Annotated in this window: 19 protein-coding genes; 2 read left to right on the forward strand and 17 right to left on the reverse strand. The window is 36.4% G+C overall.

Annotated elements, in window-relative coordinates; all coding sequences use genetic code 11:
* Positions 1 to 12: 12 nt before the first annotated feature.
* The 5 genes from AC4QJR_RS15885 to AC4QJR_RS15905 all read right to left on the reverse strand — a co-directional run bounded on the left by AC4QJR_RS15885 (position 13) and on the right by AC4QJR_RS15905 (position 5585).
* Positions 13 to 432 carry an RrF2 family transcriptional regulator gene (locus AC4QJR_RS15885; RefSeq protein WP_496523455.1) on the reverse strand — a complete coding sequence of 140 codons (420 nt, stop codon included), beginning with the start codon at positions 430 to 432 and terminating at the stop codon, positions 13 to 15.
* 394 nt (positions 433 to 826) lie between these two features.
* Positions 827 to 1162, reverse strand: a complete 336-nt coding sequence (locus AC4QJR_RS15890) for a DUF1904 family protein (RefSeq protein WP_496523456.1) — start codon at positions 1160 to 1162, stop codon at positions 827 to 829.
* Positions 1163 to 1215: 53 nt separating this feature from the next.
* The gene (gene nagZ / locus AC4QJR_RS15895; protein WP_496523457.1) at positions 1216 to 2958 is read right to left on the reverse strand and encodes a beta-N-acetylhexosaminidase; all 1743 of its coding nucleotides are present in this window, start codon (positions 2956 to 2958) and stop codon (positions 1216 to 1218) included.
* 544 nt (positions 2959 to 3502) lie between these two features.
* Positions 3503 to 4678, reverse strand: a complete 1176-nt coding sequence (locus AC4QJR_RS15900) for an IS256 family transposase (RefSeq protein WP_496523458.1) — start codon at positions 4676 to 4678, stop codon at positions 3503 to 3505.
* A gap of 280 nt (positions 4679 to 4958) precedes the next feature.
* Complete coding sequence (locus tag AC4QJR_RS15905) at positions 4959 to 5585, reverse strand: cysteine hydrolase family protein (RefSeq protein WP_496523459.1); 627 nt, start codon at positions 5583 to 5585, stop codon at positions 4959 to 4961.
* A 166-nt stretch (positions 5586 to 5751) separates the two neighbouring features.
* Here AC4QJR_RS15905 and AC4QJR_RS15910 point away from each other — a divergent pair, with 166 nt between their 5' ends.
* Entirely contained in the window at positions 5752 to 6654 is a 903-nt protein-coding gene (locus AC4QJR_RS15910) for a VanW family protein (protein ID WP_496523460.1), read from the forward strand.
* Positions 6655 to 6754: 100 nt separating this feature from the next.
* Here the strand turns inward: AC4QJR_RS15910 and AC4QJR_RS15915 are convergent, their stop codons facing one another.
* The 9 genes from AC4QJR_RS15915 to AC4QJR_RS15955 form a co-directional block, all read right to left on the reverse strand.
* A complete protein-coding gene (locus AC4QJR_RS15915; RefSeq protein ID WP_496523461.1) occupies positions 6755 to 7474 on the reverse strand; it encodes a KDGP aldolase in 720 nt (239 codons plus the stop codon).
* Entirely contained in the window at positions 7471 to 8583 is a 1113-nt protein-coding gene (locus tag AC4QJR_RS15920; RefSeq protein WP_496523462.1) for a DgaE family pyridoxal phosphate-dependent ammonia lyase, read from the reverse strand. The genes AC4QJR_RS15915 and AC4QJR_RS15920 overlap by 4 nt, the downstream gene beginning before the upstream one ends.
* A gap of 10 nt (positions 8584 to 8593) precedes the next feature.
* Positions 8594 to 9253 carry a DUF4310 family protein gene (locus AC4QJR_RS15925; RefSeq protein WP_375375849.1) on the reverse strand — a complete coding sequence of 220 codons (660 nt, stop codon included), beginning with the start codon at positions 9251 to 9253 and terminating at the stop codon, positions 8594 to 8596.
* Between the two features lie 2 nt (positions 9254 to 9255).
* On the reverse strand, positions 9256 to 10041 hold the full coding sequence (locus AC4QJR_RS15930; RefSeq protein WP_496523463.1) for a DUF4311 domain-containing protein: 786 nt from the start codon (positions 10039 to 10041) through the stop codon (positions 9256 to 9258).
* On the reverse strand, positions 10041 to 10283 hold the full coding sequence (locus AC4QJR_RS15935; protein ID WP_496526693.1) for a DUF4312 family protein: 243 nt from the start codon (positions 10281 to 10283) through the stop codon (positions 10041 to 10043). The genes AC4QJR_RS15930 and AC4QJR_RS15935 overlap by 1 nt, the downstream gene beginning before the upstream one ends.
* A gap of 109 nt (positions 10284 to 10392) precedes the next feature.
* Positions 10393 to 10758 (reverse strand): SFCGS family glycine-rich protein, encoded by a 366-nt coding sequence (locus AC4QJR_RS15940; protein ID WP_375375847.1) that lies wholly within the window; start codon positions 10756 to 10758, stop codon positions 10393 to 10395.
* Between the two features lie 15 nt (positions 10759 to 10773).
* Positions 10774 to 11115: a hypothetical protein gene (locus AC4QJR_RS15945; protein ID WP_496526694.1), complete on the reverse strand. Its 342-nt coding sequence runs from the start codon at positions 11113 to 11115 to the stop codon at positions 10774 to 10776.
* The gene (locus AC4QJR_RS15950) at positions 11087 to 12238 is read right to left on the reverse strand and encodes an amidohydrolase/deacetylase family metallohydrolase (RefSeq protein ID WP_496523464.1); all 1152 of its coding nucleotides are present in this window, start codon (positions 12236 to 12238) and stop codon (positions 11087 to 11089) included. The genes AC4QJR_RS15945 and AC4QJR_RS15950 overlap by 29 nt, the downstream gene beginning before the upstream one ends.
* A gap of 15 nt (positions 12239 to 12253) precedes the next feature.
* Positions 12254 to 14101 carry a BglG family transcription antiterminator gene (locus AC4QJR_RS15955; protein ID WP_496523465.1) on the reverse strand — a complete coding sequence of 616 codons (1848 nt, stop codon included), beginning with the start codon at positions 14099 to 14101 and terminating at the stop codon, positions 12254 to 12256.
* Positions 14102 to 14836: 735 nt separating this feature from the next.
* On the opposite strand from AC4QJR_RS15955, the gene AC4QJR_RS15960 reads away from it, so the two are divergent.
* Positions 14837 to 18028: an Ig-like domain-containing protein gene (locus AC4QJR_RS15960; protein WP_496523466.1), complete on the forward strand. Its 3192-nt coding sequence runs from the start codon at positions 14837 to 14839 to the stop codon at positions 18026 to 18028.
* A 285-nt stretch (positions 18029 to 18313) separates the two neighbouring features.
* Here the strand turns inward: AC4QJR_RS15960 and AC4QJR_RS15965 are convergent, their stop codons facing one another.
* From AC4QJR_RS15965 to AC4QJR_RS15975, 3 genes are all read right to left on the reverse strand, one after another.
* Positions 18314 to 18451 carry an FbpB family small basic protein gene (locus AC4QJR_RS15965; RefSeq protein WP_496523467.1) on the reverse strand — a complete coding sequence of 46 codons (138 nt, stop codon included), beginning with the start codon at positions 18449 to 18451 and terminating at the stop codon, positions 18314 to 18316.
* Positions 18452 to 18553: 102 nt separating this feature from the next.
* A complete protein-coding gene (locus AC4QJR_RS15970; protein WP_496523468.1) occupies positions 18554 to 20485 on the reverse strand; it encodes a XylR N-terminal domain-containing protein in 1932 nt (643 codons plus the stop codon).
* A 192-nt stretch (positions 20486 to 20677) separates the two neighbouring features.
* Positions 20678 to 21604: a LysR family transcriptional regulator gene (locus AC4QJR_RS15975; RefSeq protein ID WP_496523469.1), complete on the reverse strand. Its 927-nt coding sequence runs from the start codon at positions 21602 to 21604 to the stop codon at positions 20678 to 20680.
* Positions 21605 to 21689: the final 85 nt, after the last annotated feature.

The following is a 21689-nucleotide window of genomic DNA, read 5'->3' on the forward strand; positions in this document are numbered from 1 at the left end:
GAAAAAACTAAATCATGGACAATGTTTAATTTTTTCTAAAACAGAACTAAGTGTAATATTCTCTAAATATTTTTCAAAATACAATTCAGCATCATTGAAAATCTGGTCCATTACCACCTGGGTATTAGACGAGATGACACATTTTTGCTCAGGGTCCCCTGTACACCAGTTTGGTTTTAGGCTTCCGCGTGAAACAGTACGATAAATATCTGCCAATGAGACTTCTTGTGAGTCACAGTCGAGAATATAGCCACCACCAATACCTTCTTTGGTCCTAACAAATCCATGATTGCGCAAACAGCTCATGATCTTGCGAATCCGTGCCGCATTTGTACAAACATTGGCAGCGATTGACTCACTGCTAGCCATGTGATCTGGTAAATATGCTAGATAGACTAAACTATGGACGGCTATCGTAAAATCACTATTCACTTCAATGCTTCCTCCTCAAGAAGAATAATGTAATTTTATTATTTACAGTTTATAAAGTCAACAAAAAAATAACTCAATTATAAAAATTCCACTATAGCCTAATCATAACTAGCTTTCTAACCTATTTTACTTTTGCTAATCACTGTGTGAGTATTTACTTAGATTTTTAATGGGTCTGATTCCTTTTAAAGGTTCGGATTAGGAGCAGTCCGAGTGCTAACCATATGTATTTGTGCCTGTCCCCTAGCGCACTACCAAGTTAAGCTTGGAGGGCAGACACTAAATGAAAGTTCCTATAAAATATGCCAACATTAACAAATATTAATTAGTTAACATAATAATATTATTTTTTCAATACAATCAACTAATTTATTTTTGTGATAAAACTTCATATTCACGAAGAAGCAAAACTCTTCCCGTTCAGATAATAAGCTGACTCCAAGAGTGTACTAAAAGCGACTTCTACATCCGGAATTCCGAATCCTTTAATATGTTTTGTTACAATGTTGGCAAATTGATCTTGAATTTCCTGGCCGCGTTCAAACCATTTCACCTCAATGAACGGGTATCCATGCACTTCATTTCCATCAAATACATAAGTTGATTTGACGATTTCTAAAGTGAAATTGTCCGTTCCACATGAACATAAATCTGCCAATTCTTGTACTAATGAGGTACTAATCGTTTTTACTTGTTCAACTGAAACCCCTCTAAGTATTAAGTGTGGCATACAAATCGCTCCCAAACCGATAATTTATTTTGATAGCTAGAATGCTCCTATATTTAACTTGCCATATTATTTTTGACTAGGGCTGCGTTATATATAGAGTAATGATCCAAGAATAAGGTTTGAGTTCCTGTAGGAAAAACAAACTTTAATGTATTGGTCCCAATCGTATAGCTGATAATTTCTTCCTTATTACTTGTTTTTATATCTGTTTTCGGAGTACCAAAATAATGTTTTATATCATTAATAGAAAATTTTTTTAACCCAGGATCGTAGGATCTAATCTCAAACAGTTGCTGCCCTTTATTATAAGCCACCACTACATGCTTTTTATTATAAGTGCAATAGGTGCCTTTGGCTGCAGCAACATATTCACTTTTATCTTCTTTTCCCCAAGTCTTTCTTACTTCATCAATTGTGGTGCTTTTTAGATGAAAATAAACATTTATAATGGACCCTTCTTTTGCCTTAGTAGCTATATTTAAAAGTAATTTACTCTTTGTTGTATTCGTCGAAGTAGTTTTTGAAATCGTTTTTGTTAGTTGATCATTTAGTTTACTTACATTTACTGGAGAAACTTTATTATTATTAATATTATATTTATGTTTCAATGTTAAAATCCTATATACACTCTTATTGATTGTCTCTTCAGAAATAGTATGATTTTTTACTGCTGAATAAATACTGTTGTAGACAGTTGCTACATTATCCATCCCATGACCCACCAAAATAATGTCAGTCCCAGCGTTTACCGCCCTTACTGCAGCGTCTTGCAACTTGTAGTGCTTTGCAATCGCACCCATAGTTATATCGTCTGTAATGACAACTCCGCCAAAACCATATTGTTTACGTAAAAGATTTGTAATAATGGTTTTTGACATGGATGCAGGATAATTAGGATCAATTTTTTTCACCAATATGTGAGCAACCATCACCATATCTGCATGTCCTTTGATTGCATTGTTAAATGGAACTAATTCAACCTTTTTTAGTCTTGTAAGATCATTCTGTACGAATGGAAGTTCTAAATGAGAATCAACGGAAGTGTCTCCGTGACCCGGGAAATGTTTAATAACTGGAATGACTTTTCCAGAACTTATCCCATTCATCATACTAACTCCCATTTTCGAAACAATACTCGAATTTGTTCCAAAGGAACGGTCCCCGATAACAGTATTTTTAGGATTACTTTGGATATCTAGGACTGGAGCAAAATCTGTGTTAAATCCAAAAGCTTGCAATTCATAGGCGATCACCTTTCCGATATTAAAGGCGTATTTTTCATCATTTTTATTTCCAATGATTCTTGCACTCGGTGTATCTTTAATAGATGTTGGCATCCGGTGTACCCTTCCGCCTTCTTGGTCGACGGATATGAAAAGTGGTACTTTATTCTTATTGTTTGCTGTCTTGATTGCATTTGTTAAGTTTACTAATTGAGCAGCATTCTTAACATTCGTTTGATATAGGATTAACCCGCCTGGCTTGTATTTATTAATTAAGTTTTGTGTATTTGAATTAACGGTTATGCCATCAAATCCTGCGATTATCATTTGGCCTATTTTTTCATTTAATGTCATCTTATTAAGCTGTTCTTGAATTGAATCTTTCTTGGGTGGTAAAGCTGTCTTTTGTATATCTTCTGTTTTGATACCTTCTGTTTTTGTTTTTTCTATTTGGCTTGTATTCATCTTCTTATGATTATCCTCATAACTATTAGTTGTATTATTATTTGAACAGCCATTAATAAGTAATAATGCAAACAAAATGAATAGCGTTTTCATCATCAACTTTTTCATAGTGCGGCTCCTTCCAGTTGTAATCAGTGATTGTTCTTCTATATAATTCAGGGGATTCAGGAGGTCAAGGGTATTTCGAAATTGAAGTATTATTACCTATTGCAAATAATATTCCCTATAAATTAAATCTTTACCATCATTGATCCAGTGGACTTCACATGAGATACATTCCAAGATTAGATATGAATCGTAGACAACACTTCTCACAAAACGCTCCAAGCCAACTCCTTTTTTTGCACATTTCTCACATCTCCAATCAAATAAATTAAAATTCAAGATGCTAGGTGGCATTGTCCTCTCTTCCATAATAAAAAATTTAACAGAAAATACACCATCCAATACTAACGTAATTTGACCATCCACATAATAAACTAGTGTATATTTGAACTGTTGCCATTGCCCAAGGTATCCATCGAGTCAAGCCCATTATTATGTGTAAATTCATTCCTGATGAAAAACAATGTTAAGCAGCTGATTTATTTTTGGTGTACTGGAAGGGGGGTACCCCCCTTCCAGTACACCAAAAATTCGCGCTTCGCGGTTGCTATTTCTTCTCTTCTTGGTCCCGAATTATTCTTCTTCTTACTTCCTCAGCATAGTCCATTAAAACCGCACCAATTAATCGGAATGCGGATTGTGTATTAGGAAATATTCTAATTACCTTCTCTCTTCTCCGGACTTCCTCATTGATTCTTTCTAACGAGTTCGTACTTCGAATATGTGTATGGTATTTTGGTTTTTCATTTAAATATTGAATGGCATCTTCGAAGCCTTCTTCTAATATCTCTATCGCTTTTTCTAGTTTTGGATTATCTCCCAATTGCCCAATGAACTCATTTTTATATTTTCTTGCCTCTTCAACGGTCGTTACCTCAAATATTCTTTTTAAACCCATTTTCACTTCGTCCATGCCTTTTTTGGGCATATGCGTAATGATATTCTTTTTGAAATGCACTGTGCATCTTTGCCAAGAGGATCCAACAAACTCTGTACCAATGGCAGACTTTAACCCCTGATGTGCGTCAGATATAACTAGCTTAGGTGATTGTAGTCCTCTTGACTTTAGGTATTGGAAAAATCGTTGCCAGGCTTCAGTGCTCTCCCCATGATCTACTCTTAAACCTAGAATTTCACGTCTATTGTTCTGGTCAACGGCCGTTGCGATATATACAGCTTTAGATACAACACGATTATGTTCTCTTACTTTGATATACATGGCATCGGCAAAGATATAGGGATAGTACATCGTATTCAGAGGTCGACTTGCCCATTGATTCACTAAAGGATCTAGTTTTTCTGTGAGTGTAGATACAAATGATTTAGACACCTTTTGCCCACAGAGTTGTTCCACGATCTTTGAAACTTTTCTTGTAGAGACTCCATTCACAACCATTTCAAGCATGGCTAATACGAGAGCTTGGTCACAACGAGCATATTGTTCAAACACGGTAGTCGAAAATTCTCCACTGCGAGTACGTGGTACTCGAAGAGTAATTTTTCCAATGCCAATAATTAGATCACGTTCATAATATCCGTTGCGGTAGTCACGTCGTAAGTTAGAACGTTCATAGGATTCTGCTTGCAAGAACTCATCACGTTCTTTTTCCATAAAAGAATTTAATACCAAAACGATGGACGCTTTGATGACAGCGTCTATATTAGAGTTCATAACAGAATCTTTTAAATCCTCGATATTTAGGTTAAACTGTACTTGAGTCATAATTACTTCCTCCACATTGTTTAATTAGCCGTTAACATTGTAACCATGAGGAATTAATTTGACTCATTTTCTTTTTACACAATTATATGGGCTTAATCATCCATCGCGTTTCATGGGTTTTATTATGAAAAAAGATGCGCTCATTTTATAAGCGCATCTTCCAATCTCTTTCAGTATCACTTTAATATTTATAAATACCTATTTCCTCCAAATATGATATAACGTGAGATTATTTTCTCCTCACTCTTATTATTTTTTAATAAGCCTTTTAAGAGTATGATTACATATTTGAAATAGCTTCTCGTGTTGTCCAAGTAGCACTACTGAAAGCTCGGTAGTTCGTAACAGCTGCATGAAAATCGTCTTCACTAATCGTGGCAGTTGCATCGTAAACAACGGCTGTCTTGAAGCCATTTTCGATTAAATCCCTCATGTGCGATTCAACACATACGTTTGATAATACACCAGCCAAAATTACTTGTTCTTTTCTTCGTTGCCTTAGTTGATAGACCAGATCATTTGTCTGAGGACTGGCCACCTTGTGCGGTGTTGCAATGACGGATGTTTTGTCCCAGATATACGGAGCTAAAGTTGGAACATAATCTGCCTCTGGAGTTGGAGGACTAAATTGATTTAATTTCTGATACACACGTAAATTAATCAACATTTCTTGTTCGCTTCCAGTAAACTGCCAATTATAGTCATGTGGATATAAAAAGTGCGGGGAAACAAAGAGCTGATAACCTTTACTCTTGGCAGTGCTTAATAGTAGTTCCAGGTTGGCTAAGGTATTATTCTTTTTAATGTTATCCTTTGTCAAATGATATCCTCTTCCGCCTGGAGACAAAAAGTCATTTTGAGGGTCAGTAATAACTATTGCAGTATTCACTGGATTTGGTTTAAACATAGAATTGTCCCTCCTTTTATATGTTTTCACTTATCGATTATATGAACTACATTGATTAAAAATTCCCTAAGAAAATGAAATTTTGAACTTATTACCAAAGTACAAATTCACATACATGGAATTGTAGATTTCACCTCATATTAAAGTTAGGAGGGATTCCAGGAATATGAACTTTACTTGGTTACTTGGGTTATTAATTTTATCTCAACAGGTGAATATACCAGGCAGCTTATTAACAAACAACAATGGGCAAAATTTCACAATCGTTAATCGTACTGACTTTTCGATGAACTTGCCCGGTTTACCTATTATTGACACAGAAAATCTTAATAAATTTATGGATGAAATGGACAAACATGTTTCTATAAGTCCTAAAAATGCATTTATTGATAATAACGGGAATATCATACCTGAAAAAGTTGGTTACCGATTAAACCGTCAAATCTTTACAGAACAAGTATATTCTTATTATTTTAACAATGGATCATCTAAAGTAGAGATCCCCTTACAAACAATTTATCCTAAAGTTGACAGTGAATTATTAGCAGATATTCGAAATAAAAAAATTGGAGAATACGTAACATTCTTCAATAAATATAACAAAGAACGAACCAATAATATTTATCTTGCAAAAAAAGCGATTAATAATTTTGTTCTATTCCCAGGGGAAACTTTTTCCTTTAATAAAGTTGTTGGTAAAAGAACAGCAGAAAAAGGTTATTTGCCTGCAACAGTGATTAATAGAGGAAAATTTTCAGAAGATATTGGTGGTGGGATTTGTCAAGTATCATCTACCCTTTTTAATGCAGTGGATAATGCGGGATTAAAAGTTATCCAACGTGTTTCACACAGTAGAAAGGTTACCTATATTCCACCAGGGAGGGATGCAACCGTTAGTTGGAATGGACCAGATTTTGTATTTAAAAATAAATACCATGAACCCATTCTAATTCAAGCAAAAACATTAGGGAACAAGTTAACTATTGAGTTATATTCTTCAGATTTCATTAACTTTATTCCTAGAAAAGTTCCACATCTTCCTAATGATCAAAATCACCAACCCAAGTGAGATCACTTGGGTTTTTTGGTGCTTATTAATTTCACACAATCTTTTATTTAGAGATGTACTCAAAAAGCTGTCGCATAATTATTTATAGTATAAACCTAAATTACTCCCACACCATTGTTAAAAGTTGCTCCACTTTTTCTACTTCTGTTTTTCCAGTTTGTTTGTCCATCAAAGATGTATACAAATGAGGAATGACTAACTCAGCACCATTATCAAAACATGTTTGCACAATTGAATGAACATTATTTAAATCAATTCCGCCTGTCGGCTCAAACACTTTGATGCCCGAGCTTACCGCTGATCGTACCATTGCTGCGACTTCGTCTAATCGCTTATCTCCGTCGATTGGATAAAATTTAACAGAATGTATTCCAATTTCCTCCAACATAGATGCAGCCAATTCACATGACACTTTTTCTTTTAATTGTTTGCTGATAGGGCCGGTTGAAATATACACCTCACCAACAACTCCGCTTGGTTCAATAAGAGCATTAACAATGGTATGATGGGCGCCAAAATGCTGCATCGCCCCGAGAGTGTAGCCTGCTGCTGGAAACACTTGGTTTACATGGCGTGGAATTGTCTTTGTTGAAACATTCACTACATTTTTCCAAACACTCGCATCTCCAGCACCTAAGCCAACAGAAACAGGGATTCCTTCATTTTTATAGGATGTTACAGCATCGATAGCTGCTTCATCTGATGGGAAATCTTTTACCGTCAGTCCAATTAATATCTGTTCTTTGCCAACCTCATAAATTTCTTTTGCGTTTTCTACATCCTTGGCCAATACGTTAAAAATTACACTCTTGTTTGTCATTTTAAATATGTTCCTCCTATAATCTCAAGTATTCTCTCGGCAATCATTTGCTCTTGACCTTCTAATAATGGACGTGGATCAATATGGAGCATTCCCAAATCAGAATAGTAGTCTCGCAAGTAAATGGCAGGATTACCTTTTTTTAATGCTTCGCTCAATTCATAAGCGGAAATGCCTGTTTTTGCAGCATCTATTTGTATACAAGCCCGGTAAATCGGACGGCCGGCTTCATCCGCCTCTAATCTTGTTTTCACTCCTGGTATGGCCAATAAACGATTACACAATCCTTCCATTCTTTTTCTCTGTGCGTCAGGCTCTACGGACTGTATATCATAATTTTCAAGGGCGATCATTAAGCCAACCATTGCTTCTTTACTTACCTTCATGGCTCGGCCAATTCCTTTATACTGCATGCGACATGCTTCCACCCATTCTTTTTTACCGCAAATAAACCCGGATGTCGGTCCGCTGAGTGCCTTTCCACCACTGTAAATGACCATATCAGCACCCAGTCTAGTGTATTTTTTCAAATCAGTTTCTGCCGCTGCATCAACAATTAAAGGCAGATTGTGTGTCCTTGCGATATCAATCATAACCTCCAATGGTTGCATACCTTTTTGAACTGTATGATGTGACTTGACATAAAATAAGGCAGCTGTATTAATAGTAATTGCTTGTTCAATATGTTCTCGGTAAGTGCGATTTGCATACCCCACTTCAATAGCTTGACCACCACCAAGTGAAATCATCTGCTTAATGCTTGCACCAAAATGAATCACATGACTGGTTTGAATAATCACTTCTTTTTTCGTTCCCTCAAAAAACGGCAGCTGTTCAATAGTGTGTAAATCTGTTTTAGAAATAGCAGCTGCTACACTCAACGCTATACCGGCAGCAGCGCCCATTGTCGGACAACCATCTTCTGTATCAGTATGCTTTGCAATAGCCTTTCCTGTATGACGGATTAAAGTATCAATCTCAATATAATCCTGCAATGCCTGTTTCATCGAATCAGCAATGTTATCATTTACCGCTGAAATGCCGAGCGCTGTCATTTTGCCGCTAGCGTTTATTACTTTTTTTAGTCCTATTCGTTCATATATATTCATATTTTTCTCCTTACTTTAGCGGAAGCGGGAAGAATCCGCCCATTAGCATTGCCCCTAATATTGCACCACCAGCAATCGGCTTTTTCCAAATATAGAACAATAACGCTCCAATAATAGATCCTAATCCCACTGGTAAAGATGCCTGGCAAGCAGCGATCACAATTAATGGTCCAAAATAGCGGCCGGCCATATTTCCTGCACCCATCATAATATCTGCGCCAAATGTAGAGCTTGCAGATTTAATTGATATTTTACGAATACCAACAATGATATATCCGATTGCCAATCCGATCAGTAACCCCGTTAATATGGCTAACGGGAAATTGTAAACAGGCGCTGTAAACCCAACCGCCAGAAAAATTGCGGGAATGCCGACACCCACTCCGGTATTTAACGCTCCTCCTATGTCCAATATCCCTACCAAAGGCCCTTCTAGTACTCTAGCAAACAAAAAGCTGGCTCCAAATGCCGCAGCTGCGCCATATCCCCCGCCATCAAGCCCTGCTTTTAATAGGGCGATAACTGCAATATCATTAAATGCACCAACACCATGCACAACGTACATATGGCAAGCTGTAAATGTTCCTGCAGCCAACAGCGCTGTAAAAAATGGAAATGACCAGTCCGCATACCAAAACGAATTATAATTAATATTTTTGTTATTTGTCATAATCACTTCACCTCTTGTCCAACCATTTTGTGTAAATTGATTAACCATTCCGGATGATGTATATGCATTTGAGTAAGTAATGTTAAGTCACTGCCCCGGAAAAATGCACTTAACATAAATAAAATGATAATTGTTGTAAAAATTGCTTTCGGTGCCCGTGTCCAGCCGAGATCATCGACACCTTTTCCGAGTATTATCCCTAGTACAACCCCTGGAACAGCATTTCCCATAATCAATTGGGCCATTCCACCGAAAAGCGTTCCCCAAAATCCAGTACGTTTCCCGGCATCAATCGCAGCGAGCCAAAATATGGCTGGCATCACATAAACAATAAGCAAATTGGCAGCGGGTGCCAGTACATTCATCGCTACAACTTGTAATGACTCAGGAATTGCCGATGCTGTTGTACATAGAAATGCAACTGTGAACGCTCCGACAATCGCCCCAATAATCCCCATCTTTTTCGGGTTGTGTAAGGTTTCTTCTGGATTCTTTTTTCCTCTTAAAACAACTGCTGCCGTCCAATGCGGCAATACACGGTGATCTGTCTCGGAAGTTATGGCTCCCACCCCAACCGCGGAAGCCCACGCCTTGAAAAAGAACCCTAATCCAAATGTAAAATGCGAAATACTATCCCCCGCACATGAGTTTAACTCCCCTAATGTACGAAAGGATCCCAGCCCTTGCACCTTGGGTGTATGGAACATTCGTGCGGCCCCCGCACCGATTGGAAAACCCGTTAACGCTCCCACTAAAGCAGCTTTACATAATATTATTAACGTTTCCATTATTTCACCTGCCTAAATTTCTGTACTTTATATTTGATAAATCCCAGTATGCCATTGTCTTGAAATTGCTTTTCATGCTGGATTCCATCTACGTTTAACAAGGATACACGTACCTTAATGTTCAAAACATATTGATACTTTGTTCTTTTCCTAGGGAAGAACAAGAAAAGGAAGTATTCTGTATAACTAATTTCTTTCGCTTGGATTATGTCGACACTTAATGGTTCAAGCCGTATAATTATTTGGTGATCATCTTGTACTTTTTTTTTACTTGATTCAGTGCTGAACCAATAGCTTGGTCTTTTGCATAGCCAGAAGAGGACACTTGAACATTCAGGTCTTTTGTAATCATCATTTTCCACCCCTTACTCGAATGAGCTCGTTCGTTATCTCTTTACCAAGTTCTTCAAGATCCATAAAACTAAATCCAAGTACTTCAATACCATCCTGAATTGCCGTTTTGCCTTCTTGGATTGATTTCATTCCATAACGCGCTTTATACCCATATTTATTTTGTGCTGTTATTGCACCGGCACCGCCGCTTCCGCAAAATGAAAGTCCAAGATCAGCATTTTCTGACTTCATTACATCTCCTAGTCTCATATCTGCAGCCATTCCTTCTATAACAATCGCTTTCCCACCTGCAGATTCAATCCCATTACCAACCTTTTGCCCTTTCCCTAGGCGATCACCGATAACGATCACTACTTGATTCATTTTTTATTCCTCCTATTATTCATTATTTTTAATCGTTTCAAAGTGAATGGCTAATAAGTATGTTTCATCTTCATATAAATGTGGAAGCAAAGAGCAAACCACTTTTGCTAATTCAATTGAAACGCTTGATACCTCATTGAAAAGCTCCGTATTTAAATCCCTAATAGAATCTTCATTCATATTGCGAGTTACCATTGCTGATATATGCGATATAAGAGAAAGCCACTGCGGATGTGTTGGGTAAAGCTTCCATTCCTTGATCATTAACCGAACTTTATTAAGAATATCTTTACATGTTTTTTCATCCCCACTTTTTGTGATCATTTCTTTAATTTCTATTTGATTTAGTCCCACCATTACATTCAAAGACCTTCCTTCCTGCTCGGATCGTTATATAAGGTTCGATTACTTTTTCTACAATAAGTGGATACCCCTCTGAATCTATTAATTCAGTGCACATTTCTTTTTCATAGAAAAGTGTGACATCCGCTCTGGTACCATAAGCAAATGTACCTTGCTCAATTAGATGAAGGGTTTTTGCAGGTTTGGTTGTTACCGCTTCCACAACTTCCAATAATGAAAAACCAAGCCCTCTAATTTTAGACATCGTTTGCATTAAGCTCCCTACTGGCTTCTCATAGTTTCTTATATGAAGGTCACTGCTGATCGAGAAAGGATATTGGTATTTTTCCTTATAAATTGAAAGTGTAGCAAAACTGAAACTCGCTGTACCATGTCCAACATCAAACAACACACCCCTATCTAGGCAATTAACGGCTTCTGGAATTAACGTTTGATGGGATGTAATTATCTTGTTTTTTTGTTTACCATGAAAAGCATGTGTTACAATATCTCCCTTTTTTAGCAATGGTAAAATTTCTTCTATTAATGGAGGAGGATTACCGATATGCACCATAATCGGGACATTCAATGCATCCGCTAATTTTCTTGCATTCAGTAAAGGCTGGGTTCCATTATCTTTCACAACTGAACCACTCATTCTAGCTTTCAGACCGATGATAGATGATTGTGTTTCAAAAATATGCTCAGCCTCTATAATTTCCATTAAATCATCCATGTTAGCCAACTCGGCCCTGCCATTACATAAGCCTTCTTTTGATATATTCAGGAAAGCAAGCACTTCTGTTTCACTAGTTTCTATTACCTGCTGCCTAAACGTTTCATAATGATTGATTCCAGTACTTCCCGCGTCCACAATTGTGGTCACACCTTGACTGATCCCTATTTTGTCAGCTTCTACTCCCAAGTCTGTATAATCCTTGAAAACATGGGTATGAATATCGATAAAGCCTGGTGCCACAAAAGCTTCATTCGCATTAATGTACTCAACTTGGCCCCCGTGACTCTTAACAAGTGATGGATCTGCAAATTTCCCTCTAAAGATACCGATCTCTTTTTTTTCGATGGTTGCTGCTTCCGGGTCAACCACATAACCATTTTTTATAATGACAGCATCCATTGTAGATTCACCTGCTTATTTAAAATATTGTAATAATGCGATTAATTCTGCATCATTCAATTTCAATTTATTTCTCTCCATAATTTCTTGTAATTTTTCTTTAATTCGTTCATCTTTTTCACCTAAATTTCCATCAGCATAGGCGAAATAATCATATTGTTTGTCAAAGTAATAGCGATGGACCATTAAGAAAATATGCATCATTAATGCATTTCTTTTATTTTGTTCATCTGTTCCATGGACAAATTCAAAGATTACTTCCTGATAAATTTCATAACCTTTTATGATAATGTCATGACTAATTGTTTCACTGTCTTGGCTTTCCTCATCGTTAGGACGGCTTGTCAATAAATCGTCCAGCTGCCTGTACTCACTGCTCACAATGGTTTCAACTTCTTTTTTGATCGCCTTTAAATCACTTTTTGTGGGCAATGGATTTACGACAATCACAGGGACATCAGCTTCAATCGGAAACACACTAATAATTAAGTCGATTTGTTCTTTTTTGCATATCTCATTTACTTCCATAATCGAACAATAAGCAAAAATATTAATTCCTGAAATCTCCTGCTCCACTTTATTTTTTATAAGCCTCGCAACACCATGCCCAGTTGCACAAACATAAAGGGTTTTGGCTTTTTTCTTTTGATCACCTAATTTTTTTTGATAGGAAATGAGAAAATGCAAAGCAATAAAGGTAGTGAAGGATTGCTGAGCGGACGTCACATAATATCCTATATAAAATTGGCATACCTCTTTAATCGCCTGGACCAAGGATGCGTGGTTTTGATTGATTTCCTCTGCAAATGGATTTATTTCCACTCGATGCCGCATCCCCCCTTGCAGACGGAGTGATAAATGGGCTAACACATCACTGTATAATTTCGAATCACTTTCATAATCGACCTGTTCTTTTTCACTTACATGCCGAATGATTTGTTTTGTTACAAAGGCTATATCAATCGGTTTTATCTCCTCAAATATCCATTGATATATATATATAAACTCACATTCCAATAATGGCAGCACCGCTTCTGCAAAAGCATTCTCTGCAATTTCGAGCAAAAAATCCCTCTGTTGCCATTTATGCATATCTCTGTTTACTAATCGATAGTTTCCTAAGGAAAATCCTAAATTCATCCTAGTCAGAGAAACCGTCAATTTTATTAAGATCGTAATGAATTCCGATTGTTTATAATGATTTTCAGATGTACCCTTAAGTTGTTTTCGTATATGCTTTAAGGCTAATTTATAAGACCATGACCATGCTTCCGTTAACGCCAGTTCAGAATCGGAACTTTCGCCTTCGTTTACGATGGACTTGATGATTTGATAAAGGTCATAATGACTTAAATCTTCCCTAATAATGTGTTCATATAGAAATCGCAAATGCTTCTCTTCACCGACCAGTCGATAACCAGACCTTTGTTTTCTTTCCAGATGAACCAGCCATGGTTCAATATACTCCTCTACTTTATTTAAATCATTAATAATGGTGTTCCTGCTAACCTCTATATAATCCGCTAACAATTGTGCAGTCACATAATCAGACTGTAGTAGCAAAAAGCCAATGATACGCTTTATACGAATGTTTTGATCCGGATACAATTCTGATTTGCCGATGTGCGCCATCCTGTTATGTAATTGAAGCCGTTCCCCTTCTAAGCACTCAATCCAGATCCCTTTATTTGGCTGTGCGTGAAATGCCACCCCTTTTTCCTTAAACCAATTTTTCACATTTTCTAAATCATTTTTTATTGTCCGATCACTGACACAAAATTCTTCTGACACATCTTTGATGCAAACCGCATTCCTTGTATTCAACAGTTTTCCTACAATTTGATATTCTCGTGTTGTAAGCACTCTAATCACCACCTTTATGTGAGTAATGAACGAATATTTTTACAATTTAAAGTATAGCAATTCCTGTTATTTTTTTTACAGACCAAATACCTTCCTTAATTAATGGTGAAAAAATTAATACTATTTGACGTTCTAGCCCTAGTGATGAATAAATCATATCAATCATTCATTTCTATGTAACTGCTCATTAAAGACTGAATTTTCATTGGATTTATACCTGAATCAGCCAAACAGATAAGATTAAAAGCCGATAGAGCTTGAAAATTTGCTTGAATTTTATTAATGAATTCACTGATTTTTGTATATTGAATGTTCCAAGTCCACATTAGAAAAAAATTAAGTCTGAATTTTAAATAGATTTATGTATGAATCGGTCGGAAAGAGTGAACAAAAAGATGCTTGGGCAATAATATTTGCTTGAATTATATTAAGAATTCCACCTTTATTAGTCAGATTACGTGTTCAAAGTTACTTTTTTAAAAAAATATTTAGTTGTCAAGTAATTAGTCATAATTTAGTATTTGAATTGTGAAAATTTAAAAAAATCTAATAATATTTTTATGATGAAAAATACACTAACAATGAAAATTACGTCATTTTTCATTGGATATATTTCCTAATAGTCAACGCATTGTGAAAGACGTGATCAATTGAAGAAATCTTGTATTAGTAGATTGATATTAACAGTCTGTATTTCCAGGTTGATTAATATAAAAAATAATAGGAGGTTGACAAATGAGAACAAAGGTGAAAAAACGAATAACAGCTCTAACTCTCATCTTTACCGTAATCCTGTCTCTATTTAGTAATTTAGCTTCTGCCTCACCTGAAAAATCAGTAAATGAGACAAAGGGACCGCCATCAAAGGAGATTGTAAAACTAATTCCAAGTGAATCGACAGTCTCGTTCTCTCTTTCTAAAGGCAAACACGAATTAAAGGCTGAAGCAGAGTATAAGGATGGTTCAAAAGGTGACGTTACAGCAAAAGGGAAATGGACTTCACAAGATGAGAAAGTCGTAACTGTTGCTAGTGGAGTGCTAACAGCTGTGAATGAAGGGTCTACAAATGTACAATTCAGTCTTGGTAATGCGGTGTTAAACGTTGAAGTAAATATTACTCAGAATACACGTATTTTAAGTCAAAATATCAATCCTTCCGAAGAGAAAAAAATTGTATCGCTCGTTTTAGCCGCAAATAACATTACCTACATAAATGTAGGAGAAGAGCGTCCTATCGCTTTGAAAGCATTTTATAGCGATGGTTCGATGGTAGACGTAACTAAATTAGCAAAATGGGAATCAAGAGATCTATCGATTGCAAAGGTTGAAGGTGGCGTATTAAAAGGGATTTCACCAGGTGATGTTTCACTAAGAGTAACATACTCATCTTTTCCACAGATAAACTTCTTTGCTTCTATACAAGATACTCCAGAAAATGTAACGTCGCTCGGGCTTTCGGCTGCCATGTTGAGGTTAGAAACCTCTGATAAGCCGGTTCAAGTAACTGCCAAAACAATTTCCCAAGACGAGGTTAAAGAGGTGACTTCTTTAGGAAAGTGGACAACGACAGATCGTAATGTTGCCATCGTTAATAAAGATGGTCAGATTACCCCAGTTGGGATTGGTCAAGCCTATATATATTTTAAATACGATAAATTGGTTGATGCAGTACTTGTCAATGTTGTTAAGCCAGTGAAGCTTGTAACCGATACACCTGCTGTTGAAATTCATCCAAGTGAAATATGGCCAGTTCAATTAACCGAAGTATTTACTAACGGGGTATCAGAGGGTGATATAAGTTTACTTGAAAATGTAGATCCAAATGATGTGGAGTGGACTGTAGAAGATAACAGCATTGCAACGGTAACGGATTCTGGATCAATCATAGGAGGAAAGACAGGTAAAACAATTGTGACAGCTTCCTATCGATCAGATGTTCTTACTCCAGTTAAAATAGAGGTTACTGTCACAAATAAGATTACTACTCCAAGAATGATGGGTGTGACAGCTTCTCCATCAAATCTCTCCATAGGTGTAGGTGAAGCAGCGCCTATTGCAATTACAGCGATTTACAGTGATGGGAGCACGCAGGATGTCACTGGTTCCGTTGAATTTGGTACAGACGACAATGGCCATGTAGCTTCCGTTCAGCAACAAAAGGTTATTGGTCAATATAATGGCGCAACCGTTTTGCATGCTTACTATGGTCGTCACAGTTTAGATATCCCAGTGGCAGTTACGGATAAAGACGATCAGAAGAAGGCTTCAATCCCTGAATCGATTACTGTTACACCAAATATGAAAAATATGGTGGTCCATCAACAGCAGCAATTAGAGGTAAAAGCGAGCTATTCAAACCAATCTGTAGTAAATACGACTCCATCTGCTGTTTATAAAACATCTAATCCTGATGTTGTTAAGGTTAATAAGGATGGCCTACTAACTGCAGTAGGTACTGGTACAGCAAAGGTTACAGTAAATAGCTCTGGTTACTCAAAGGAGATTCGTATTGAGGTTACAGAAAAGCCTTCTAAAGATATCGTGAATAAGATTGTTGGTCTGATTCCTAGTGAAACTAACATCTCCTTTCGGTTAGCTGAGCACACGCATTCGTTTTCTGTAAAAGCAAAATATCAGGATGGTTCAACAGCCGACGTCACTTCAGATTCAAGATTCACATCATTAGACCCGGACATTGTTAAGGTTAAGAATGGTGTTCTTACAGCGGTTGCACCAGGTACAACTCGTGTCCTTATCAACCAAGGAACAAGCACTGCAATCTTGAATGTTTCCATCCATTCTGAAAATGATGCATCTATTAAAGATTTAAAAATTGAGTCATTGCTTGTATCATCATTGGATGTTGTCGTTCAAAAAGAAAAGCTCTATCCCGTACATGTGTTTGCCCAATACAATGATGGGACTCAAAGAGAAATTACGAAGTCAATCCAGTGGATTTCAGAGGATCCTACTTTTGCTGGTGTTACAGACGGGAAAGTTACTGGAAAGAAAATTGGAAAAACCACAGTTAGTGGAACAATTGCAGGTCTCCCTCCTGTTAAAATTTCAGTAAAAGTAACAGAAAAAGCGGGACCAGTTAATTTAGTCGGAATCACCCTAAACAGCTGGGTGCTTTTACAGCCTGAGGCTGGAGATCCTGTAGATGTTGATGCCACTGCGGAATATACAGATCATAATATGGCTCAAGTTGATTTAGAGGGAAAATGGGAATCATCAGATGAGAGTGTAGCAACTGTTGACAATAACGGGGTCATTACATGGGTCGGCCCTGGTAAAGCATACATCTATTTCTATTATGAAGATTTGATTACAACTGTTTATGTAAGAAACATTAAGCCTGTAGATTTAGTTCCATTTAACAAAAATGACAATAAGATGTTAGAACCTAATGACAATGTGATGTTAAAACCTAATAAGTCGAAGGACATTTCTATAATTGCATACTTTGGTGGTATAGGCAGACATAATTGTGATTGTTATGATGTTACTAGCCTGATAGAATGGGATGTAGCAGACGAATCGATAGCAACGATATCTGCTGATGGACATATCACCGCCCAAGCAGTTGGAAAAACAACGATAACTGCTACTATTTTTGGTATTTCAACGACATTTAATGTTGAAATCGTAGAAAAGTATCCTACTTTTACTTTTGGGATCGTTTCTTCGCCGGGTTATATCGTAAATTCACCAGGCTCATTAAGTGATTTAGTCATTAATGCTGTGTCTAGCGATGGAACGGTAAAAGATGTTACGGCTGATGTCACAATGAATACGTCTAGTTCGGAAGTAGCTGAAGTGACCACTGATCAAAAGATTGCAACAAAATCAGAGGGAGCAGCAGTGATATTTGCGGAATATGACGGATTTAATATAATTATTCCAGTTATTGTTAAACCAAATTAAATTATGTAAATATAGAATGTTGATGATGGGATAAATTCTCCAGTAAAATTCGATTTGAAAATCCAGCGAATTTTGGTTGGGGTGGCAAAAAGTATCGTTGTAATAAAATCTTGAGCTATTTTCCTTTGGAAATGGCTCCTTTTCTTTACATTTTATTTAGTTTCATTTTTTTGTGATAAGTATTAAAAAGAAAGACCCAAAATTGGATCTATCTTTTTGTCTATAATAAGTTAGAAATTATGATAAATATATTGAATTCAGTTAAACCATTTTATTAGATCCATATTATTTTTGCTTATATTTTATTTCATAACGTTGGTCAATTCGTTTTTCAATTCTTTCAATTTCCTTGTTATTGTTAAGAAGTTCATTTTTGTTTTTTTGTACTAATTCTAGAAATGACAATTTTTTCTTTATACCCACGATAATTCCTCCTAATATATTTGTTTAGTTTACCATTTGCCTGATTTTCTAAGTTAAAGTCATCTTTTATTGAAAAGAAGAATAATCATTTCTGTATGCATTTTATACTTCTAATAGATTAATTTTTCCATTAGCATTCAGAACCCTTAAAGCAAGTTGAAGATTAAATTTTTGATCTGCATGATTAAAATCAATTTCTCCAATATCTTTTAATCTCTGCACTCTATATTTCAAACCACTTAGTGAAACATTCAGTTCCTTTGCTGTTCTTTGAAGATTGCATTCGTTTGCAAGGAAGGTGTGAAGAGTAGAAATGAGTGTCGTTCCGCCGCTTTCTTCATCATATTTGAGAAGCTTTTCTAGCGTTCTAGTTGCATAGGTAAGAAGTTGTTCTTGAGCAGAGCCTGCATATAGTAGGTCAAATATGTTCATTTCTTCTACTAAAAATATTTCGCCCGTACGACCTAAGCGAGTCATAACCTTCGACATGTTTGAACATTCTTCAAATAAGGTCTGAAGTACTTCAATGGACAGCGCCTCACGACTAATACAAATGGAAGTTTTAATATTTTCAAATAATTGCTGTTCTCGGTCTTGTAGGATTTTTGCTATCTTTCGGAAAACTAATCCATTTGGATCTGAAGGACCCAAAAGGATAATCTCCCCTCTTCGCTCTACAATTAAAGCACCTTTAGGAGAAGAATGGAAATTGGTTCGAATAATATTTAACAATTCATTACGAAGATTCATACGCAAATCTTGATTTTCTATCAAGGCATTATTGTTTCCCGGTTGAATCATTTTCACAAGCATAAATCGGTGTGGATTTCCAAAATCATATCCCATAAAACATGCACGCTTAACTAATTGTTCATAAGGGGTTGTTCCAGATAACAATTCTTCAAGAAATTCACCTTTTAATTTATGTTCGGTATTCAGTGCAGTTTTTTCTTTCAATGAATCTACTGCCAAAATAGAAGCAGCGCGCTCGGTAATCATTTTTCTTAATTCTATATCTGTTCCATCATTATGAATGACGGATAAATATCCCATAATCTCATCGCCAAGAACAATCGGCGCAATGGTCCTGTTAAGAAACATTGGTTCATCCGAGACGATAAAATCCTTGGCAAATTTTTCCTCATCTAACTGTCTAAGCTTCAAGAAAAATTCTGAAGAAAGATCCTTATCCGGTTTGATGAGGTATGAATCTATACCTGAATTTCCCTTGTTTGACAGCCACCAAGAAAGCGGACGAAAATATTTATCTTGAACAATTACAGTTGAATTAAGCATTAGCCCAATTTTATCCACTACTTCTTGCCTGCTCTGCCCTGAAAGATCCATTCGGTTTAGCTGTTCATGTATGTCCATAATTCGTTGTAACATCGTATGCTGTTTTTGAATATGCCGATGTGCCTCATCTAATTCCTCGGCAATTTTGTTATCCCCATAATATGAAAGTTCAAGTTCAATATCTTTTCCCCACTCTCCAACAGTTCTTCCAACAAACCGGCACTCAGCATCCCCACGAGCAACACAAGTCACTTCTTTATAATATATTTTCCGTCCGAAAATCCCCGTTGATACCCCACTTGCATATCCAATTAATGTCCAGCACACTGGATCTTTGACTAAACCGAAATGTTTAATATGTTGATCTACTTCATAAGAATTTAACCAAACACCTTCCATATAAAACTTATTCTGTTCATAATCCACACTAAGACCTTGTAAATCAACTTGAACTACGCCTTCTTGCATATGAAAAATTGGAGCTTGTTTATGGAGGAATTCAAGCGACGCATTAGGAAAAAGTTTTTTTATTGAAATTGAATCTTTATATCCGCATTCCCATCCATAACGAAGGAGGAACGCCTTTGCTCTTTCCCGCCCTAATGTAGAAATAAGGTCACGACTAAGTATTCCTAATGCTTCGGCATTCATCAGAATAAAACGTTCCCCTTTAAACCTAATTTGGCCTGGATGAAATTCAATGTCTGATTTATTCAGTGTAGTTAGTACTTGCTCCATATTCTCCCGCCTTGTTAGAGACTTATAGTTATTGTGACAGTCTTAAAATTTTTTCCATGAATCATTAGAGTATTTTTTAACAAAGGGATTGGTCAAAAAGATTCCATTTCTCCAATTTTATATGGACCACTTTCAAATTGTTAATGAATTAACAGTTTACTATTTAACCAAACTTTATGCCGGATTCTATTCTCAAGCTATGGGTAACTGTGTTTCTTTATACCTCTCCTCTAAAGCCTTATTCTCATTTATAAAGTTCACTAATATTTCGATAAATCCTTTTGCAGCGGTTCCAATATATTTTTGTTTATGGTGGACAATAGATACTTCCTTGATGATAGCTGGATTTGTCATTTTGATAGCCTTTAAACTCCCTGTATTTTCCAGGGAAAAGAGTGTACCAGATAAAACGGAAGCCCCTATCCCTTCCTCGACTAGATCCAATATCGTCTTTGAATCGGTTGATTCAATGATAGGCTGGAGGACAATCCCGGCAGATAGACACGCATCCGTAAGTAATTTCCTAAAACAATGATCTATTGGATTTAATATTAGTGGAATATTCTGAATTTCATAAAACTCAATTTCGTCCCTATCAGACCAAGCATGGTCCGTTCGCGCGACAAAATAGAATCCATCCTTGTATAAAGGAATTTGGACAAAACTCTCCTCTGGTCTTGGCATGAAAGTTAGAGCCAAATCAATTTCATTTCGTTTTACCTTTTCTACCGGGTCATCTATCGAGAAAAACTGGATCTGGACGTGAGGGAACACTTCATGAAACTCTAACAAAACCTTAGAGGCTATAAGACTTAAGTCACCAGAAAGTGCCCCTATCACTAATTTCCCTCTTTTCACCTTTTGCAGCTCTTCTATTTGTTCCGTGGCAAATTTTAAATTTTCGAACACTTTTTTGCATTGTTGAAGAAGGATTTCACCGGCTTCCGTGATCGCTAATTTTTTACCTAAACGATCAAATAAACGAACACCCAGTTCATCCTCTAGCGCTTTCATTTGATAGCTTAAGGTAGGTTGTCCAATTCTTAGTTTTTCAGCCGTCTTTGTAAAATGCAGCTCTTCACATAGGGTCATGAAGTATTCTAATTGTCTTAATTCCAAGATTTTTTACCCCTTTGCTTATATAGAATTGTACTATTCGTCTATCTTTCTCAATTTCATCCTGATAAGTAGGCGAGTTTAAAAA

It is taken from the genome of Neobacillus sp. BP17 (assembly GCF_059579525.1).

Bases quoted from the DNA above. Each gene is read 5' to 3' on its own strand.
- AC4QJR_RS15915 (WP_496523461.1), bottom strand. From the start codon at position 7,474: ATGACAAACAAGAGTGTAATTTTTAACGTATTGGCCAAGGATGTAGAA.
- AC4QJR_RS15960 (WP_496523466.1), top strand. From the start codon at position 14,837: ATGAGAACAAAGGTGAAAAAACGAATAACAGCTCTAACTCTCATCTTT.
- AC4QJR_RS15970 (WP_496523468.1), bottom strand. From the start codon at position 20,485: ATGGAGCAAGTACTAACTACACTGAATAAATCAGACATTGAATTTCAT.
- AC4QJR_RS15910 (WP_496523460.1), top strand. From the start codon at position 5,752: ATGAACTTTACTTGGTTACTTGGGTTATTAATTTTATCTCAACAGGTG.
- AC4QJR_RS15890 (WP_496523456.1), bottom strand. From the start codon at position 1,162: ATGCCACACTTAATACTTAGAGGGGTTTCAGTTGAACAAGTAAAAACG.
- AC4QJR_RS15920 (WP_496523462.1), bottom strand. From the start codon at position 8,583: ATGAATATATATGAACGAATAGGACTAAAAAAAGTAATAAACGCTAGC.
- AC4QJR_RS15905 (WP_496523459.1), bottom strand. From the start codon at position 5,585: ATGTTTAAACCAAATCCAGTGAATACTGCAATAGTTATTACTGACCCT.
- AC4QJR_RS15950 (WP_496523464.1), bottom strand. From the start codon at position 12,238: ATGGATGCTGTCATTATAAAAAATGGTTATGTGGTTGACCCGGAAGCA.
- nagZ (WP_496523457.1), bottom strand. From the start codon at position 2,958: ATGAAAAAGTTGATGATGAAAACGCTATTCATTTTGTTTGCATTATTA.
- AC4QJR_RS15925 (WP_375375849.1), bottom strand. From the start codon at position 9,253: ATGACAAATAACAAAAATATTAATTATAATTCGTTTTGGTATGCGGAC.
- AC4QJR_RS15945 (WP_496526694.1), bottom strand. From the start codon at position 11,115: ATGGTGGGACTAAATCAAATAGAAATTAAAGAAATGATCACAAAAAGT.
- AC4QJR_RS15940 (WP_375375847.1), bottom strand. From the start codon at position 10,758: ATGAATCAAGTAGTGATCGTTATCGGTGATCGCCTAGGGAAAGGGCAA.
- AC4QJR_RS15900 (WP_496523458.1), bottom strand. From the start codon at position 4,678: ATGACTCAAGTACAGTTTAACCTAAATATCGAGGATTTAAAAGATTCT.
- AC4QJR_RS15930 (WP_496523463.1), bottom strand. From the start codon at position 10,041: ATGGAAACGTTAATAATATTATGTAAAGCTGCTTTAGTGGGAGCGTTA.